This window comes from Mycolicibacterium palauense, from assembly GCF_002592005.1.
Classification (GTDB): Bacteria; Actinomycetota; Actinomycetes; order Mycobacteriales; family Mycobacteriaceae; genus Mycobacterium; species Mycobacterium palauense.
The window spans coordinates 58350-74081 of record NZ_NVQF01000008.1 but is presented as its reverse complement, the minus strand read 5'-3'; the positions used below and the strand labels follow the sequence as shown (position 1 = coordinate 74081).

Here is a 15732-nt window from a genome sequence, read left to right as displayed (position 1 = left end):
AGTGACGTCCGAACCGACCCCCGAGACGACCCCCGAACCGACATCCGGCCGGCCCGCCGAGAAGCCCGCGTTGCGGGTGGTGGTCTGCGGCGCCGGCATGGCCGGCCTGACCCTGGCCACCCGGCTCAGTGAACTCGGCCACGAGGTGGTGCTGCTCGAACGCGCGCCCGGCCCCCGGGAGCAGGGCTACATGATCGACTTCTTCGGCCCCGGGTTCGACGCCGTCGAGGCGATGGGCCTGCTGCCGGCCGTCCGCGAGGTGGCCTACCCCGTCGAGGCGGTCAGCCTGGTCGACGGCGAGGGCCGGGCCCGCGCGGTGATTCCCTACGACAAGCTGCGTGAGGCGCTGGATGGACGGCTGTGCACCCTGATGCGTCCCGACCTGGAGGAGGTGCTGCGCAAGGGGCTGCCCGGCAACGTGGACCTGCGCTTCGGCACCGAGCTCGTGGACATCGACGACGGCGGCGCGGACGGCGCACCCGGGGACGGGGTGACCGTCACCCTCGACGACGGCAGCCGCCTCGAGGCCGATCTGCTCGTCGGCGCCGACGGCATCCACTCGACCGTGCGCCGCCTGACCTTCGGTGAGGAATCGCGGTACCTGCGCTACCTCGGGTTCCACACCAGCGCGTTCATGTTCGACGACCCCGACATCCGCGCCGAGATCGGCGACCGGTTCGTGCTCACCGACACCACCGACGCGCAGCTGGGGTTGTACGTGCTGCGCGACGGACGGCTGGCGGCCTTCGCGGTGCACCGCGCGCCCGACCCCGAGCTGGCCCCCGACGCGCGGGCCGCGCTGCTCGGCGCCTATCGCGGGCTGGGCTGGCTGGTGCCCAGGGCGCTGGAGGCCTGCCCGCCCGCCGACCGGATCTACTACGACCAGGTGGCCCAGATCGACATCCCGCAGTGGAGCAAGGGGCGCGTCACGCTGGTGGGCGACGCCGGCTACGCGGTCTCGCTGCTGGCGGGGCAGGGGGCCTCCCTGGGGGTCGCCGGCGCCTATCTGCTGGCCCACGAGCTCGACCGGGCCGATTCGGTCGAGCAGGCGCTGCGCGCCTACGAGCAACGCTGGCGTCCGGTGGTCGAGGAGAAGCAGGAGGCCGGCCGGTCGGCCGCGGGCTGGTTCCTGCCCCGCACGGCCTGGCAGTTGTGGCTGCGCCGCGCGGCGCTGTGGGCCGCCGAGCGGCTCCCGCTGGCCAACCGGTTCGTCGGCAAGGCGCTGGCCGGCAAGACCACCGGAATCATCGCCGAGGCGGCCCGCGGGGGCGCCGGGGCGGCGCCGCAGGCCGTCCGCCGCTGGACCCCCGGGCCGGTGACCCGCCGGCTGCTGAAGGCCCCGGCCTGGCTCTACGCGCACAACATGGGTCGCCTGCTCACCGGCCGGATGGCCTGCATCACCCATGTCGGCCGCCGCTCCGGGCGCCAGTACCGCACCGTGCTGGAAGTGGTGGGCAGGAACCCGCGCGAGGTGTACGTCGTCGCCGGCTGGGGTCCGTCCTCGGACTGGTACCGCAACATCCGGCAGACCCCGCCGGTCGAGGTGATCAGCGCGGGCCGCCGCTACCGCCCCGCCGGGTGCCGGTTCGTGGACGAATCCGAGGCCGCCGCGGTGATGGCCGACTACGAGCGGCGCAATCGCCTGGTCACCCCGGTGGTCCGCGCCGCGCTGTCCAGGCTGGTGGGGTGGCGCTACGACGGCAGTGCCGCGGCCCGCGCCCGGCTGGTGCACCAGCTGCCGATGGTGGCCTTCGGCCAGCGCTGACGCGCCGTCGAGGGCCGAGCGGTCCTTTGTTACTGACCTCGTGAGCCCCGACCGCGCCGGCGCAGGTAGCGCTCGAACTCGGCGGCCAGCGCGTCGCCGTCGATCTTGCCCAGCGCGTCGTTCATGTCCACCTCGGCGTCCCCGCGCTGCTCCAGCGAGGCCACGTACTCGGAGATCTCCTCGTCCTCGGCGGTCATCTCCGAGACCGCCTCCTCCCACTCCTCGGCCTGCATCGGCAGGTCGGCGAGCGGAACCTCGATGTCGAGCACCTCCTCGACCCGCCGCAGCAGGGCCACGGTGGCCTTCGGGTTGGGCGGCTGCGACACGTAGTGCGGAACCGCCGCCCAGAACGTCACCGCCGGGATGCCGGCGGTGACGCAGGCGTCCTGGAAGACCCCGGCGATGCCGGTCGGGCCCTCGTAGCGGGTCTCCTCCAGGCCGAAGAACTTCGACGACTCGGGGGAGTAGGCCGCCCCCGACACCGGCACCGGCCGGGTGTGCGGCGTGTCGGCCAGCAACGCACCCAGGATCACCACCGTCTCGACGTCGAGTTTCTCGGCGATCGCCAGCAGTTCGGCGCAGAACGTGCGCCAGCGCATGTTCGGCTCCACCCCGTGCATCAGGACGACGTCGCGGTCGCTACCCGGCGGACGGCAGTGCGAGATCTGCATCGAGGGCCACACCAGTTCGCGGGTCACGCCGTCGACCTGCCGGATCACCGGGCGGTTGACCTGGTAGTCGTAGTAGGACTCGTCGTCGATTTCGATGATCGGGGTGGCCTCCCAGATCGCGTCCAGATGCTGCAGGGCGTCGCTGGCGGCGTCGCCGGCGTCGTTCCAGCCTTCGAAGGCCGCCACAACGATGGAGTTGCGCAGTTCGGGCAGATTGGCTCCGCGGGCTGGCTGCGAGGTCACTGATCCAGCGTAAGGCCTGCGTGGGACATCCAGACACCTCGGCGGGCCGCGCGGCGTCGAAGCGGGGGCCGACCGGGGCCCCCGGCCACGCGCGAAGAGGCGCGCGCGAAGAGGTTTGCCCCCACCCACTACCCTGGCCATGTGACCCCTGCCCACAGGACCGGCGATGACACCGATCCGGTCGGTGCGCCGTCCCGGCGGATCATGGTCGGTCCCACCGCGACCACGGCGGGGCCGGGGTCGACGAGACGAAATACGTTCGGCCGCAATTTGGTTGACCCTGATACCCGCGATTATGCCGCGACGGCCGGGGTCGGAACGGGGTTCGGGGTCGATCGCGGCGACGAGTTGGGCGTCCGGACGTCGATCGGGTGACGACGTAGACTTGCCTGGTCGAGAGGCGTTGCAACGGCTATCCGGGGGCGGGGTCCCCGCGGTATCCGCCACGCTCGACGAAGTCAAGGACGCCTTCCGTTACGGAAGGAGCGCATGTGAACGCCTCGAACAACGCCCCGGACACCGATTCGAGCACCTTCGAGCCGAACATCCGGCCCGACTGCACCGACGCACTGACGGCGACACTGCGGCAGCGGATCGTGGTGATCGACGGCGCGATGGGCACCGCGATCCAGCGGGACCGGCCGGACGAGGCCGGCTACCGCGGCGAACGGTTCAAGGACTGGCCGAGCGATCTCGTCGGCAACAACGACCTGCTCAACCTGACGCAGCCGCAGATCATCGAGGGAATCCACCGCGAATACCTCGAGGTGGGCGCCGACATCATCGAGACCAACACCTTCAACGCGAACGCGATCTCGATGGCCGACTACGGCATGGAGAAGCTGAGCTACGAGCTCAACTACGTCGGCGCCACCCTGGCCCGTAAGGCCGCCGACGAGTTCGCCACGCCGTCCAAGCCCCGCTACGTCGCCGGCACTCTGGGGCCCACGACGCGCACCGCGTCGATCTCGCCGGACGTCAACGACCCCGGGGCCCGCAACGTCTCCTACGACCAGCTGGTCGCCGCCTATCTCGAGGCCGCCAACGGCCTGGTCGACGGCGGCGCCGACATCATCCTGGTCGAGACGATCTTCGATTCGCTCAACGCCAAGGCGGCGGTGTTCGCCATCGAGACGCTGTTCGAGGACCGCGGGCGAAGCTGGCCGGTGATCATCTCGGGCACCATCACCGATGCCTCCGGGCGGACGTTGTCCGGCCAGGTCACCGAGGCGTTCTGGAACTCGATCAGGCACGCCAAACCGATCGCGGTCGGCCTCAACTGCGCCCTGGGCGCACCGGAGATGAGGCCCTACATCGCCGAGATGTCCCGGATCGCCGACACCTTCGTGTCCTGCTATCCCAACGCCGGACTGCCCAACGCCTTCGGCGAGTACGACGAGTCCCCGCAGCGGCAGGCCGGCTACCTCGCCGAGTTCGCCGAGGCCGGCCTGGTCAACCTGGTCGGCGGGTGCTGCGGAACCGGGCCGGCGCACATCGCCGAGATCGCCAAGGCCGTCGAGGGCACGCCGCCGCGCGAGGTGCCGCAGATCGAGGTGGCCACCCGGCTCGCGGGCCTGGAGCCGCTGAACATCACCGACGGTTCGCTGTTCGTCAACATCGGTGAGCGCACCAACATCACCGGCTCGGCCCGGTTCCGCAACCTGATCAAGGCCGAGGACTACGACACCGCGCTGTCGGTCGCCCTGCAGCAGGTCGAGGCCGGTGCGCAGGTCATCGACATCAACATGGACGAGGGCATGATCGACGGCGTCGCCGCGATGGACCGGTTCACCAAGCTGGTCGCGGCCGAGCCGGACATCAGCCGGGTCCCGGAGATGATCGACTCCTCCAAGTGGGAGGTCATCGAGGCGGGCCTGAAGAACGTGCAGGGCAAGCCGATCGTCAACTCGATCTCCCTGAAGGAGGGCGAGGAGAAGTTCGTCCGCGAGGCACGGCTGTGCCGCAAGTACGGCGCCGCCGTCGTCGTGATGGCCTTCGACGAGCAGGGCCAGGCCGACAACCTGGAGCGCCGCAAGCAGATCTGCGGGCGCGCCTACCGGATCCTGACCGAACAGGTCGGCTTCCCGGCCGAGGACATCATCTTCGACCCGAACTGCTTTGCGCTGGCGACCGGAATCGAGGAGCACGCGACCTACGGGATCGACTTCATCGACGCCTGCGCCTGGATCAAGGAGAACCTGCCCGGGGTGCACATCTCCGGCGGCATCTCCAACGTGTCGTTCTCGTTCCGGGGCAACAATCCCGTCCGCGAGGCCATCCACGCGGTGTTCCTGTTCCACGCCATCAAGGCGGGCCTGGACATGGGCATCGTCAATGCCGGCGCGCTGGTGCCCTACGACTCGATCGACCCCGAACTGCGCGAGCGCATCGAGGACGTGGTGCTGAACCGTCGCGAGGACGCGGCCGAACGGCTCCTGGAGATCGCCGAACGGTTCAACAGCTCGGAGAAGGGGGGCGACGCCTCGGCGGCCGAGTGGCGCGGCCTGCCGGTCCGCGAGCGGATCACGCACGCCCTGGTCAAGGGCATCGACGCCCACGTCGACGACGACACCGAGGAACTGCGGGCCGAGATCGCCGCCGCCGGTGGCCGCCCCATCGAGGTGATCGAGGGCCCGCTGATGGACGGGATGAACGTCGTCGGCGAACTCTTCGGCTCGGGCAAGATGTTCCTGCCCCAGGTCGTCAAGTCGGCCCGGGTGATGAAGAAGGCGGTGGCGTATCTGCTGCCCTATATCGAGGCGGAGAAAGAAGAGTCCGGCGCCGCCGCGGGCAAGGACACCAACGGCACGATCATCATGGCGACCGTCAAGGGCGACGTTCACGACATCGGCAAGAACATTGTCGGGGTGGTTCTGCAGTGCAACAACTTCGAGGTCATCGACCTGGGTGTGATGGTGCCCGCCCAGAAGATCCTCGACGCCGCCAAGGAGCACGAAGCCGACATCATCGGGCTGTCCGGCCTGATCACCCCGTCGCTGGACGAGATGGTCAACTTCGCCGTCGAGATGGAACGCCAGGGCCTGGAGATCCCGCTGCTGATCGGCGGCGCGACCACCTCGCGCGCCCACACCGCCGTCAAGGTGGCGCCGCGCCGCGGCGGACCGGTGGTCTGGGTCAAGGACGCCTCCCGCTCGGTGCCGGTCGCGGCTGCGCTGCTCGACGACAAGCAGCGGCCCGCCCTGCTGGAGGCCACCGAGAAGGACTACGAATCTCTTCGCGAGCGCCACGCCCAGAAGAACGAGCGGCCGATGCTGACGCTCCAGATGGCCCGCGCCAACCGGACGCCGATCGACTGGGACGGCTACACGCCGCCGGTGCCCGCCCAGGGGCTGGGCGTACGGGAGTTTCACGACTACGACCTGGCCGAGCTGCGCGAGTACGTCGACTGGCAGCCGTTCTTCAACGCCTGGGAGATGAAGGGCCGCTTCCCCGACATCCTCAACAACCCGGCGACCGGCGAGGCGGCCCGCAAGCTCTACGAGGACGCTCAGGAGATGCTCGACACCCTCATCAAGGAGAAGTGGCTGACCGCCAACGGGGTGATCGGGTTCTTCCCCGCCAACGCCGTCGGTGACGACATCGAGGTCTACACCGACGACACCCGCACCCAGGTGATGACGACGTTGCACAACCTGCGCCAGCAGGGCCAGCACCGGGCCGGCATCCCGAACCGGTCGCTGGGCGACTACATCGCGCCCAGGGAAACCGGTCTGGCCGACTACATCGGGGCGTTCGCCGTCACCGCGGGGCTCGGCAGCGCGGACAGGGTGGCCGAGTTCAAGGCGGCCAACGACGACTACAACGCGATCCTGCTGGAGTCCCTCGCCGACCGGCTGGCGGAGGCGTTCGCCGAACGGATGCACCAACGGGTTCGCAAGGAGTTCTGGGGATTCCAGCCGGACGAGCAGCTGGACAACGAGGCGCTCATTGCCGAGAAGTACGTGGGAATCCGTCCCGCCCCCGGCTACCCGGCCTGCCCGGAGCACACCGAGAAGGCCACGCTGTGGGAGCTGATGGACGTCGAGAAGCGGACCGGCATCGAGCTGACCGAGTCGATGGCGATGTGGCCCGGTGCCGCCGTCAGCGGCTGGTACTTCTCGCATCCGCAGTCGCAGTACTTCGTCGTCGGCCGGATGGCCCAGGATCAGGTCGCCGATTACGCGAGGCGCAAGGGCTGGACGCTGGCCGAGGCCGAGCGCTGGCTCGCGCCCAACCTCGGCTACAACCCGGAGGACTGAGACTCACATGGTGACGAAACCCCCTGCCCGTTGCGGCGTGCCGTGGTCGCCGGACGACGCCGTGGCCGAGGCGCCGGGGCCGGGTCCCAGTGCGGTGCTCTGGGACATGGACGGAACCCTCGTCGACTCCGAGAAGCTCTGGGACGTCGCGATCCACGAGCTCTACCGCCGGTTCGGTGGGGTGCTGACCCCCGAGCTGCGGGCCTCGACCGTCGGCGGCTCGTCGGAGAGCGTGATGGAGATCGTCTACGCCGACCTCGGGCTCGAACCCGACCCCGCGCATATGGCGCAGACCGCCGACTGGTTGCACGACTACGTCGGCGAGCTGTTCGAGGAGGGCCTGCCGTGGTGCGACGGCGCGCGCGAGCTGCTCGATCTGCTGGCCGCCGCGGGCGTGCCGATGGCGCTGGTCACCAACACCCGGCGCGAGCTCACCGAGAAGGCCCTCAACAGCATTGGCCGGCACTACTTCTCGGTTTCGGTGTGCGGTGACGAGGTGGCCGTCGGCAAGCCCGCGCCCGACCCCTACGTGCGCGCCGCCGAGCTGATGGGCCTGGCGCCCTCGGCGTGCCTGGCCATCGAGGACTCGGTCACCGGGGCCGCCTCGGCCGAGGGCGCCGGCTGCGCCGTGCTCGTCGTGCCCAACGAGGTCGTGGTCCCGCCCAGCCCGCGGCGCCGGCACGTGCACTCCCTGAGCCGCATCGGCCTCGGTGATCTGCGGTCGGTGTACGGCGGCATTCTTCCCGAGCTCGGGGGCGCCGTCGGCGAGCGCACTCCCTGACCCGGCACGCCGACGCGGCCCGGCGGATATCGGTGCCCCCGGGGTGCATTGTGTGCGATCGTAGGTGTGATCTGTCTCATGCAATGGCGCGGAAGGGGGCGGCTGATGACTGCTGGAGTGGGTGGAGGGATCCCGGCCGACGCCGGTGACGAGTTCACCTCCGGGCGAAGCGCGGTGCGGGTCGCCTCGGTGGCCGCCCTGGGCGGGCTGCTGTTCGGCTACGACAGCGCGGTGATCAACGGGACCGTCAGCGCGCTCGAGCGCGAGTTCGCGATCAGCGACCTCACCCTCGGGTTCGTGGTGGCCTCGGCCCTGCTGGGCGCCGCGGTCGGTGCGGTGACCGCCGGACGTCTGGCCGACCGGATGGGCCGGCTGTGGGTGATGAAGCTGGCGGCCCTGCTGTTCCTGATCAGCGCCGTCGTCACCGGTGTCGGTACGAACATCTGGATCATCATGGCGTTCCGCGTGATCGGCGGTGTCGCCGTCGGTGTCGCGTCGGTGATCGCGCCCGCCTACATCGCCGAGACCTCACCCCCGCGGATCCGCGGCCGGCTGGGTTCGCTGCAGCAGCTCGCCATCGTCAGCGGCATCTTCGTGTCGCTGGCCGTCGACTGGCTCCTGGCCCGGCTCGCGGGCGGGTCGTCCAACGAGCTGTGGCTGGGCCTGGAGGCCTGGCGGTGGATGTTCCTCGCCGAGGTCGTCCCGGCGCTGGCCTATGGCCTGCTCGCGTTCACCATTCCCGAGTCACCGCGCTATCTGGTGGCCACCCACCGCATTCCCGAGGCGCGCCGGGTGCTGACGATGCTGCTCGGCGAGAAGAATCTCGAGATCACCATCGGCCGCATCGAGGACAGCCTGCGCCGGGAGAAACCGCCGTCCTGGATGGACCTGTGCAAACCGCGCGCGGCCGCCTCCGGGCTGGGCAGTGTGGTCAGGCAGTACATGTGGTGGCTACTGCTGATCTTCGGCGTACTGGCGGTCACCTCGTTCGGAATCGGACTGTGGCCGTTGGCGATCGTCTTCGTCGCTCTCGCCGTGTGGGTGGGTATCACCGGCGGTCTGTACGGCATCGTGTGGGTCGGCCTGGGGCTGTCGGTCTTCCAGCAGTTCGTCGGGATCAACGTCATCTTCTACTACTCCAACGTGCTGTGGGAGGCCGTCGGGTTCGAGGAGCAGAACGCGTTCGTCATCACGGTGATCACCTCGGTGACCAACATCGCCACGACGCTGATCGCGATCGCGCTCATCGACAAGGTGGGGCGCAAGCCGCTGCTGTTGATCGGCTCCACCGGCATGGCCGTCACCCTCGGCACCATGGCGGTGGTGTTCGGCACCGCCCCGCAGGTCGACGGCAATCCGGTGCTCAGCGGTGCCGCCGGGCCGATCGCGCTCATCGCGGCGAACCTGTTCGTCGTGGCGTTCGGCATGTCCTGGGGCCCGGTGGTGTGGGTGCTGCTCGGCGAGATGTTCCCCAACCGCATCCGCGCCGCCGCCCTCGGTCTGGCCGCCGCCGCCCAGTGGATCGCCAACTTCATCATCTCCTGGACCTTCCCGGGGCTGCGCGACGTCCTGGGAATGGCCTACGGCTTCTACGCCATCTGTGCGGTGCTCTCCTTCCTCTTCGTCTGGCAGTTCGTCGAGGAGACCAAGGGCAAGGCGCTGGAGGACATGCACGACGAGGCCTGGCATCACGAACGCGCGCCGCACTGACGGTGGCCGTTCGCGCTGGCCTTCGCGCTGGCCCTGACACCGTGATCCGGGCCCGCGACCGGCTTCCGGTGCGGGTATCAGATCTTGCATGCAAGCTTGTATGCAAGATCTGATACCGTGTGCCGGTGAGCACGGCCGACCAGTCCAGCAGCGAACGTGTCTACCGCCAGACCAAGGAGCGGATCCTGTCCGGAGACGCCCGGGGTGGCGAGTTGTTGAGCGAGGTCGAGGTTGCCACGGCACTCGGGGTCAGTCGCACGCCCGTGCACGAGGCCTTCCTTCGTCTGGCCGCCGAGGACCTGCTGCACCTGATGCCGCGCCGCGGCGCCGTCGTCGTGCCGCCCACCGTGGGGGAGGCCGTGGATCTCCTGGAAATGCGGGTGGCGCTGGAGACCGCCGCCGTCCGCAGAGTGCTCCGAAGCCCCGACTCCGTCGGCCGGCTGGTCGGTGAACTGGAGGCGCTGCTCGATGAGCAACGCAGCGGCGCGTCGTCCGGCGACCTACGGCAATATGCGGCCGCCGACGACGCTTTTCACCGCCACATCGTCGAGATCGCGGGCAACTCCATTGGTCAACGGTTCTACTGTTCGCTCAGTGACCGACAAAGGCGAATGCTGGCCGGTGCCGTTGAGGCCGATCCGGGTCAGGTGGCGCGGCTCATCGACGAGCACGCCAGGCTCATCTCGGCGATCGCGCGACGGGATACCGGCCTCTTCGAGGCCGAGCTGTTGCGGCATCTGGAGGCGACCTATCGGGTGACGCTGACGTGAGGGCGTTGCCGGCCACTACGGCGGCGTCAGGGTCCGGGCCGAGGTGCGGGTCGAGGTCCGGCCGGCGCAAGGGGATTGCGCCCTGGCTCGCCGTCGCGATCGCCGTCGCCTGGACAACCTGGGGCGGCAATCAGTTCACCCCGCTACTGATCGCCTACCAACAGGGCGGATACCGCCGGATCGACGTCGACATCCTCCTGGGCGCCTACGTCCTCGGGCTCGTCCCCGGGCTGCTGCTGGCCTCGGCGCTGTCCGATCGCCAGGGACGCCGGCCGGTGCTGGCGGTCGGGCTCGCCTGTTCGGCGATGGGCAGCCTCGTGCTGGCGCTCGGCGATGTCGCGGGCTACGGTCCGCTGCTGGCCGGACGCCTGCTCAGCGGGCTGGCCGTCGGGATCGCGATGGCCGTCGGGTCCACGTGGATCATCGAGCTGTGCGCACCGCCCAACGCGGTCGTCCGACCGGGGGCCGGCGCCCGCCGCGCGTCCACCTGGCTCTCGATGGGTCTCGGTGCCGGCCCGTTGTGTTCGGGACTGCTCGCGACGTTTGCGCCGGACCCCCTGGTGATCACCTATGTGCTGCACGCCCTGCTGGGCGTGCCCGTGCTGTGGTTGGTCTGCACCCGGACGGTGGAGACACGCGTGCCCGCAGCGCGTGGATCCGGGCTGCCGGCATTGCGGGTACCGGGCGTTGCCCACCGTCGGTTCACCCATGTGGTTGTCCCGATGGCGCCGTGGATCTTCGGCTCTGCCGCCATCGCCTACGCCGTGCTGCCCGCGTCGGTCGGCGATGGACTGGGACGGTGGGCGCTGCTCTACACCGCGGCCGTCACCGTGCTGACGCTGGGATGCGGCGTTGTGGTCCAACCGATCGCCCGACGTCTCGACGACCGGTCCAGCGCACGGGCCATCGTCGTGGCCATGGTGCTGATCACCGTCGGCGTCATCGCGGCAGCCGGAGCGGCGATGATGCGCTCCGCCGCCGCCGCGGTTCTGGTGGCCGGGCTCCTGGGCGCCGCATACGGCATCGCCATCGTCTCCGGCCTGCTGGAGGTGCAGAGGATCGCCGGGCCCGACGGGGTTGTCGGACTGACGGGTGTCTACTATTCGCTGGCCTACGTCGGATTCCTCTTCCCCGCTCTGCTTGCCGCCCTGGCGCGCTATGTCAGCTATCCGGTGATGCTGGCCTGTCTCGGAGTGCTGGCGGCCGCGTCGACGGTGCGGTGCGCCTCGGGCTGGTCCAAACACCTTGCGCCGCGGACGCCGCGGTGCGCGGATACCGCATCGGGGTGCCAGGTCTAGAGCCGATATCTCGGCGGGGACGGCGGCGCTGTGGTTGCCAATATTGTTGGGAAGCAGCTTCTCCGGCTCGACCGTCTACGGGTGGATGCGGCGGCGGATCCACGCTGTTCGATCCGGCGAACCACGGTTGCGGAGGCCGCTGTTACCGGCGCTTAACAGCGGCGTCACCGCCACGACAAAGCCCCCTGGCACCGTCTCGATAGTGCCATAGAGCAATACTTTCCAAACAGAAATAAACATCGACCGGCGTCCCGCGCATGCCGCCAGAAGTCCTGTTGGGAAAGGAATGTAGACGAGAACGATTGTTTCCACCCGTGACACGACCTAGCGAGGTCGGCAAGCAGGCCAGTGCACCGACGATGATGCCGAACCGGCTCGAACGAAAGGCCCGACAATGCACATCGCCGAGGGATTTCTTCCACCCCTTCATGCCGCGGCATGGACCGTCCTGGCAGCACCCTTTGTCGTGCACGGCGCACGCGCGGTGGTGCGGGAGGTACGTCGGCGCCCCGAGTCGCGACTGCTACTGGCCGCGGCGGGTGCCTTCGTCTTCGTCTTGTCGGCGATCAAACTGCCCTCACTGACCGGCAGTTCGAGCCACCCCACCGGAACAGGACTGGGGGCAGTGCTGTTTCGGCCCCCGGTGATGGCATTTCTCGGCACCGTCGTGCTGCTCTTCCAGGCGCTGCTGCTGGGGCACGGTGGCCTGACCACACTGGGGGCCAACGCATTCTCACTGGCGGTCGTCGGTCCCTGGGTGGGTTACGGGTTGTGGCGGGCCGTCAGGCCGGTCGCCGGGGTATCGGCGGCGATCTTCGCGGCGATGGCGGCCGCTGATCTGGCCACCTACTGCACCACCTCGATCCAGCTGGCGCTGGCCTTCCCGGACGCACATCACGGAGTCGCCGGTGCGATGGTCAAGTTCCTCTCCGTGTTCGCGGTGACACAGGTGCCGCTGGCGGTGATCGAAGGGCTGCTGGGCGTCGTCGTGCTACGCGTTCTGATGAGTGTTGCGGGTCCCGAGTTGGATCAACTGGGCGTCGTCGACGCCCGGGGGAAGGCGAACGAACATGCGTGAAGGACGGAAGTATCCGAGCTCTGTCGGGGTCAACATCGCGCTGCTGTTGGCGGTCGTCGCGGTGTTCGTGTGCTGCGTCGCGCTCGGTCGGTCCCCGGCCTCTCCCGACGGTGGGTTCGTCGGTACCGACACCGCGGCCGTGGAGTCGATCGCGAGGACGGACCCCGGCTACGAACCGTGGTTCCACAGTGTGTTCTCGCCCCCGTCTGCGGAGATCGAGTCCGGGCTGTTCGCGCTTCAGGCAGCGGTCGGCGCGGGGGTCTTCGGCTATGTCCTGGGCGCGATGCGCCGCAGGCGCCCAAGGATCTCGCCGGTACCCTCAGCATCCGATGAGCCCCGGTGATCCAGCCCCGGTTGGACGCCGTCGCCTGGGACAGCCGTTGGCGGACGCGGTCGGTGACCGAGAAGATGACCCTGTGCTGCGGCCTGCTGGGATGTGCTTTGCTCCTGCCCGCGTGGCCGGCGGCGCCGCTGGTGATGATCGTCGCCATGGTCGCCGCCCGCATGGCGCGCGCGCCGCGGGCACATCTGTTTCGGATGTTGCGGGTGCCCGCGGTCTTCATCCTCGTGGCGGCTGGATCGACAGCGCTGACCTGGGACCCTGACGGGGCGGCGCTGACGATCCCGGACGGCTCCGTGCTGCCCGCGATCGCCACGGCGACCCGCGCGCTCGCGGCCACGGCGGCCATGGTGCTGCTGGCATCGACGACACCGATGAGCGACCTCGCGGCCGGGATGCGGCGGTGCGGGATCCCGGCCGCATGCGTGGACATCATCACGGCGATGTACCGGATGGTGTTCCTGTTCCTGGAGTCGGTGACGGTTGTGCGCAAGTCGCAGACCGCACGGCTGGGGTACAGCACGGCGGGCCGCTCGGTCCGATCGGCGGGGATGTTGACCGCGGCCATCCTCGTGCGGGCCTGGCAGCGCGGCCACGCCCTCGAGCGCGGCCTGTCCGGGCGCAGTTTCGGCCGGACTCACATCGTGCTCGCCCCCGTCGGTGTGTCGCGGAGGTTCCTCGGGGCCGCCCTGGCGACGGTGCTCTGCGTCGCCGTGGTGTCGTCGGTCGTGTCCGCCAGGCTGCCCCTCTTCTGAAGGAGTCCTCGATGAGTCACCGACACCTCACCGCCGCCGGTATTCGCTTCGGCTACCAGCGGGGCCAGGACGTGCTGCACGGTGCGTGCCTGGACGTCGCGCCGGGATCGCGGGTTGCGCTCCTGGGCGCCAACGGCTCGGGCAAGAGCACACTGCTGCAGTGCCTGTCGGGCATTCTGGCTCCGGCGGCGGGCGAGATCTGCATCGACGGTCATCCGCTGCGGCAGACTCGGCGTGGGCTGCGCGAGCACCGCCAGCGGGTGCAGCTCGTCTTCCAGGATCCCGATGACCAGTTGTTCTCGGCGAATGTGCGCGAGGACATTGCCTACGGTCCGATGAACCTGGGATTGTCCCGGGCCGAGATCGACGAGCGAGTCGACCGGGCGTGCGCCCTGCTCGCGATCACCGCACTGCAGGACCGGCCGACGCATCAGTTGTCGTTCGGGCAACGCAAACGTGTCGCCATCGCCGGTGCCATCGCGATGCGACCCTGCGTGCTACTGCTGGACGAGCCGACGGCGGGCGTCGATCCCGCGGGAGTGGATGAGCTGTTCGCCACATTGGCCGGACTCGAGCGCGAGGGCACCACCGTGGTGCTCTCGACGCACGACACTGCGCTCGCACTGGAATGGGCGGACTCCGTGGCCGTCATCGAGCGTGGGCGGGTGCGGCAGGGCAGGCCGGTCGAGGTTCTCGCCGACGAACCCCTGCTGGCGCGGGCGAGGTTGAGGATGCCCTGGCTGATGGCATTGGCCCGGGAGTTGATCGGCGACGGCGTTCTGCCTGCCGGTGCCAGTCCGTCGACGACCGGGCAGCTGCGCGATGCCCTGCGGGGCTCGCTCGTCGGAGTCGTCGATGCGCACCCTCAGCCGGCGAGCAGTCTGGACTGATCGCGAAGCCGGCGATGCACGCCGCCGAACGGGGTGGCGGCGGGCAGCAGGGTCTTGTGGATCTTGGTGACGGCACTGTAGTTGACGTCGACGACGTTGGCCAGGGGCGACAGGGACAGCTGACTGCACAGTTGGTAGGCGTCCATGTCGGTGAGGTCGTAGAGCTCGGTGAGCCAGCGCACCATCTCGACCTGGCTTGCCCGCCAGGCGTCTTCGAGGGGTCGTGCCGAGCCGACGGTGATCAACGCATCGTCGTGTTCGAAGCGTGGCCAGGCCGGTGCCGAGCCCTTGATCAGATCGACGATCACGGTGACGTTCATGGCGCCCTCAAGGGCCGTTCCGCAGGTCTCGCCCTCGCCCTGGCGGTAGTGGCCGTCGCCCACGGAGAACAACGCCCCGGGGACGTTGACGCCGAGATACACGGTGGTACCGGCGCGAAGCTCGGGGGAGTCCATGTTGCCCCCGAAATAGTCGGGCACCAGGGTGGTACGGACCTCGCGCAGCGCCGGTGCCACGCCGACGGTCCCCAGCATCGGCGCCAGCGGTAGGTCGAGGGTGAAGTCGCCGTCGTGGGCCACGAACGTCGCGGTACCCGCGGCGGCATTCACCCGGTAGATCCAGGTGAGCTCGGGCAGGGGCGGCTGCAGCGTGGCGGTCTTGTCGGTTCCGGTCAGTGCGCCGAACAACGGGATGGTGGTGGAGGCCGCCCAGTCGCGAGCCGGCTGGATCGCGGCGAAGTGCAACGCCAGGGTGTCCCCGGGTTCGGCGCCGGTCACGAAGAACGGGCCGGTTTGCGGGTTGAGTTCTTTGGGATTGAGCACCTGACTGGGTTTGTCCGCCGGGGAGGTGACCCGCCCGGCGAACGCATCCTCGGTCCACAGACGCAACGCCGTCCCGGGAGCCACCTCCATGACAGGAGCGGCTCCGCCGAACGTCCACACGTACTGATCGCGCGCGGGGGTGAAGTCGATGATGTGCATGCGAGGCTCCTTCGTGTCGTCGACAACGGCCCGGGGCTGGTCCCGGCCTGCTGCCGGGGTCACCACTGGGCGCGGCGTGCGCCGCGAAACACCGGTCGCGCACGCCAAATAGTTCCAAGAGACAAATATTGCATGACATTCTTTACGCGGCGCACGTCGACGCGTCAACCTGGGCGCACGGGTATTTCCATC

At 69.3% G+C, this 15732-nt stretch carries 12 protein-coding genes and 2 pseudogenes; 11 read left to right on the top strand and 3 right to left on the bottom strand.

The features are described 5' to 3' along the window. Window position 1: 1 nt before the first annotated feature. Window positions 2–1765: a nitroreductase family deazaflavin-dependent oxidoreductase gene (locus CSR00_RS05415; protein ID WP_099021362.1), complete on the top strand. Its 1764-nt coding sequence runs from the start codon at window positions 2–4 to the stop codon at window positions 1763–1765. 29 nt (window positions 1766–1794) lie between these two features. On the opposite strand, the gene CSR00_RS05410 is transcribed toward CSR00_RS05415, so the two are convergent. Continuing rightward, window positions 1795–2679, bottom strand: a complete 885-nt coding sequence (locus tag CSR00_RS05410; protein WP_099021361.1) for a PAC2 family protein — start codon at window positions 2677–2679, stop codon at window positions 1795–1797. 491 nt (window positions 2680–3170) lie between these two features. Between CSR00_RS05410 and metH the strand changes: the two genes are divergently transcribed. From metH to CSR00_RS05385, 6 genes and pseudogenes are all read left to right on the top strand, one after another. Continuing rightward, complete coding sequence (gene metH / locus CSR00_RS05405) at window positions 3171–6938, top strand: methionine synthase (RefSeq protein WP_099021360.1); 3768 nt, start codon at window positions 3171–3173, stop codon at window positions 6936–6938. A gap of 61 nt (window positions 6939–6999) precedes the next feature. Continuing rightward, window positions 7000–7719: an HAD family hydrolase gene (locus CSR00_RS05400; protein WP_281259672.1), complete on the top strand. Its 720-nt coding sequence runs from the start codon at window positions 7000–7002 to the stop codon at window positions 7717–7719. Between the two features lie 78 nt (window positions 7720–7797). Continuing rightward, window positions 7798–8793 (top strand): annotated as a pseudogene (locus tag CSR00_RS31765) (MFS transporter); the annotation flags it as partial. Further along, a pseudogene (locus tag CSR00_RS31760) lies at window positions 8770–9429 on the top strand (MFS transporter); the annotation flags it as partial. The pseudogenes CSR00_RS31765 and CSR00_RS31760, both read left to right, overlap by 24 nt. 125 nt (window positions 9430–9554) lie before the next feature. After that, window positions 9555–10199 (top strand): GntR family transcriptional regulator, encoded by a 645-nt coding sequence (locus CSR00_RS05390; protein ID WP_099021402.1) that lies wholly within the window; start codon window positions 9555–9557, stop codon window positions 10197–10199. 5 nt (window positions 10200–10204) lie between these two features. Further along, window positions 10205–11497, top strand: a complete 1293-nt coding sequence (locus CSR00_RS05385; RefSeq protein WP_245905844.1) for an MFS transporter — start codon at window positions 10205–10207, stop codon at window positions 11495–11497. A gap of 75 nt (window positions 11498–11572) precedes the next feature. Here the strand turns inward: CSR00_RS05385 and CSR00_RS30040 are convergent, their stop codons facing one another. Next, window positions 11573–11809: a hypothetical protein gene (locus CSR00_RS30040; RefSeq protein WP_141564288.1), complete on the bottom strand. Its 237-nt coding sequence runs from the start codon at window positions 11807–11809 to the stop codon at window positions 11573–11575. 82 nt (window positions 11810–11891) lie between these two features. On the opposite strand from CSR00_RS30040, the gene CSR00_RS05380 reads away from it, so the two are divergent. The 4 genes from CSR00_RS05380 to CSR00_RS05365 are packed head-to-tail and all read left to right on the top strand — an operon-like array spanning window position 11892 to window position 14560. Beyond that, complete coding sequence (locus tag CSR00_RS05380; protein ID WP_099021358.1) at window positions 11892–12575, top strand: energy-coupling factor ABC transporter permease; 684 nt, start codon at window positions 11892–11894, stop codon at window positions 12573–12575. Beyond that, window positions 12568–12918 carry an energy-coupling factor ABC transporter substrate-binding protein gene (locus CSR00_RS05375; RefSeq protein ID WP_099021357.1) on the top strand — a complete coding sequence of 117 codons (351 nt, stop codon included), beginning with the start codon at window positions 12568–12570 and terminating at the stop codon, window positions 12916–12918. The genes CSR00_RS05380 and CSR00_RS05375 overlap by 8 nt, the downstream gene beginning before the upstream one ends. Beyond that, window positions 12915–13670: a cobalt ECF transporter T component CbiQ gene (gene cbiQ, locus CSR00_RS05370; RefSeq protein ID WP_099021356.1), complete on the top strand. Its 756-nt coding sequence runs from the start codon at window positions 12915–12917 to the stop codon at window positions 13668–13670. The genes CSR00_RS05375 and cbiQ overlap by 4 nt, the downstream gene beginning before the upstream one ends. A gap of 11 nt (window positions 13671–13681) precedes the next feature. Further along, on the top strand, window positions 13682–14560 hold the full coding sequence (locus CSR00_RS05365) for an energy-coupling factor ABC transporter ATP-binding protein (protein WP_099021355.1): 879 nt from the start codon (window positions 13682–13684) through the stop codon (window positions 14558–14560). Here CSR00_RS05365 and CSR00_RS05360 read toward each other — a convergent pair. Then, window positions 14536–15540, bottom strand: a complete 1005-nt coding sequence (locus tag CSR00_RS05360; RefSeq protein ID WP_099021354.1) for an acetamidase/formamidase family protein — start codon at window positions 15538–15540, stop codon at window positions 14536–14538. The two genes, CSR00_RS05365 and CSR00_RS05360, sit on opposite strands and share 25 nt — an antisense overlap. Between the last annotated feature and the right edge of the window lie 192 nt (window positions 15541–15732).

Coding starts and splice junctions, on each gene's coding strand:
- CSR00_RS05380 (WP_099021358.1), top strand. CDS start 11,892: ATGCACATCGCCGAGGGATTTCTTCCACCCCTTCATGCCGCGGCATGG.
- CSR00_RS05375 (WP_099021357.1), top strand. CDS start 12,568: ATGCGTGAAGGACGGAAGTATCCGAGCTCTGTCGGGGTCAACATCGCG.
- CSR00_RS05365 (WP_099021355.1), top strand. CDS start 13,682: ATGAGTCACCGACACCTCACCGCCGCCGGTATTCGCTTCGGCTACCAG.
- CSR00_RS05360 (WP_099021354.1), bottom strand. CDS start 15,540: ATGCACATCATCGACTTCACCCCCGCGCGCGATCAGTACGTGTGGACG.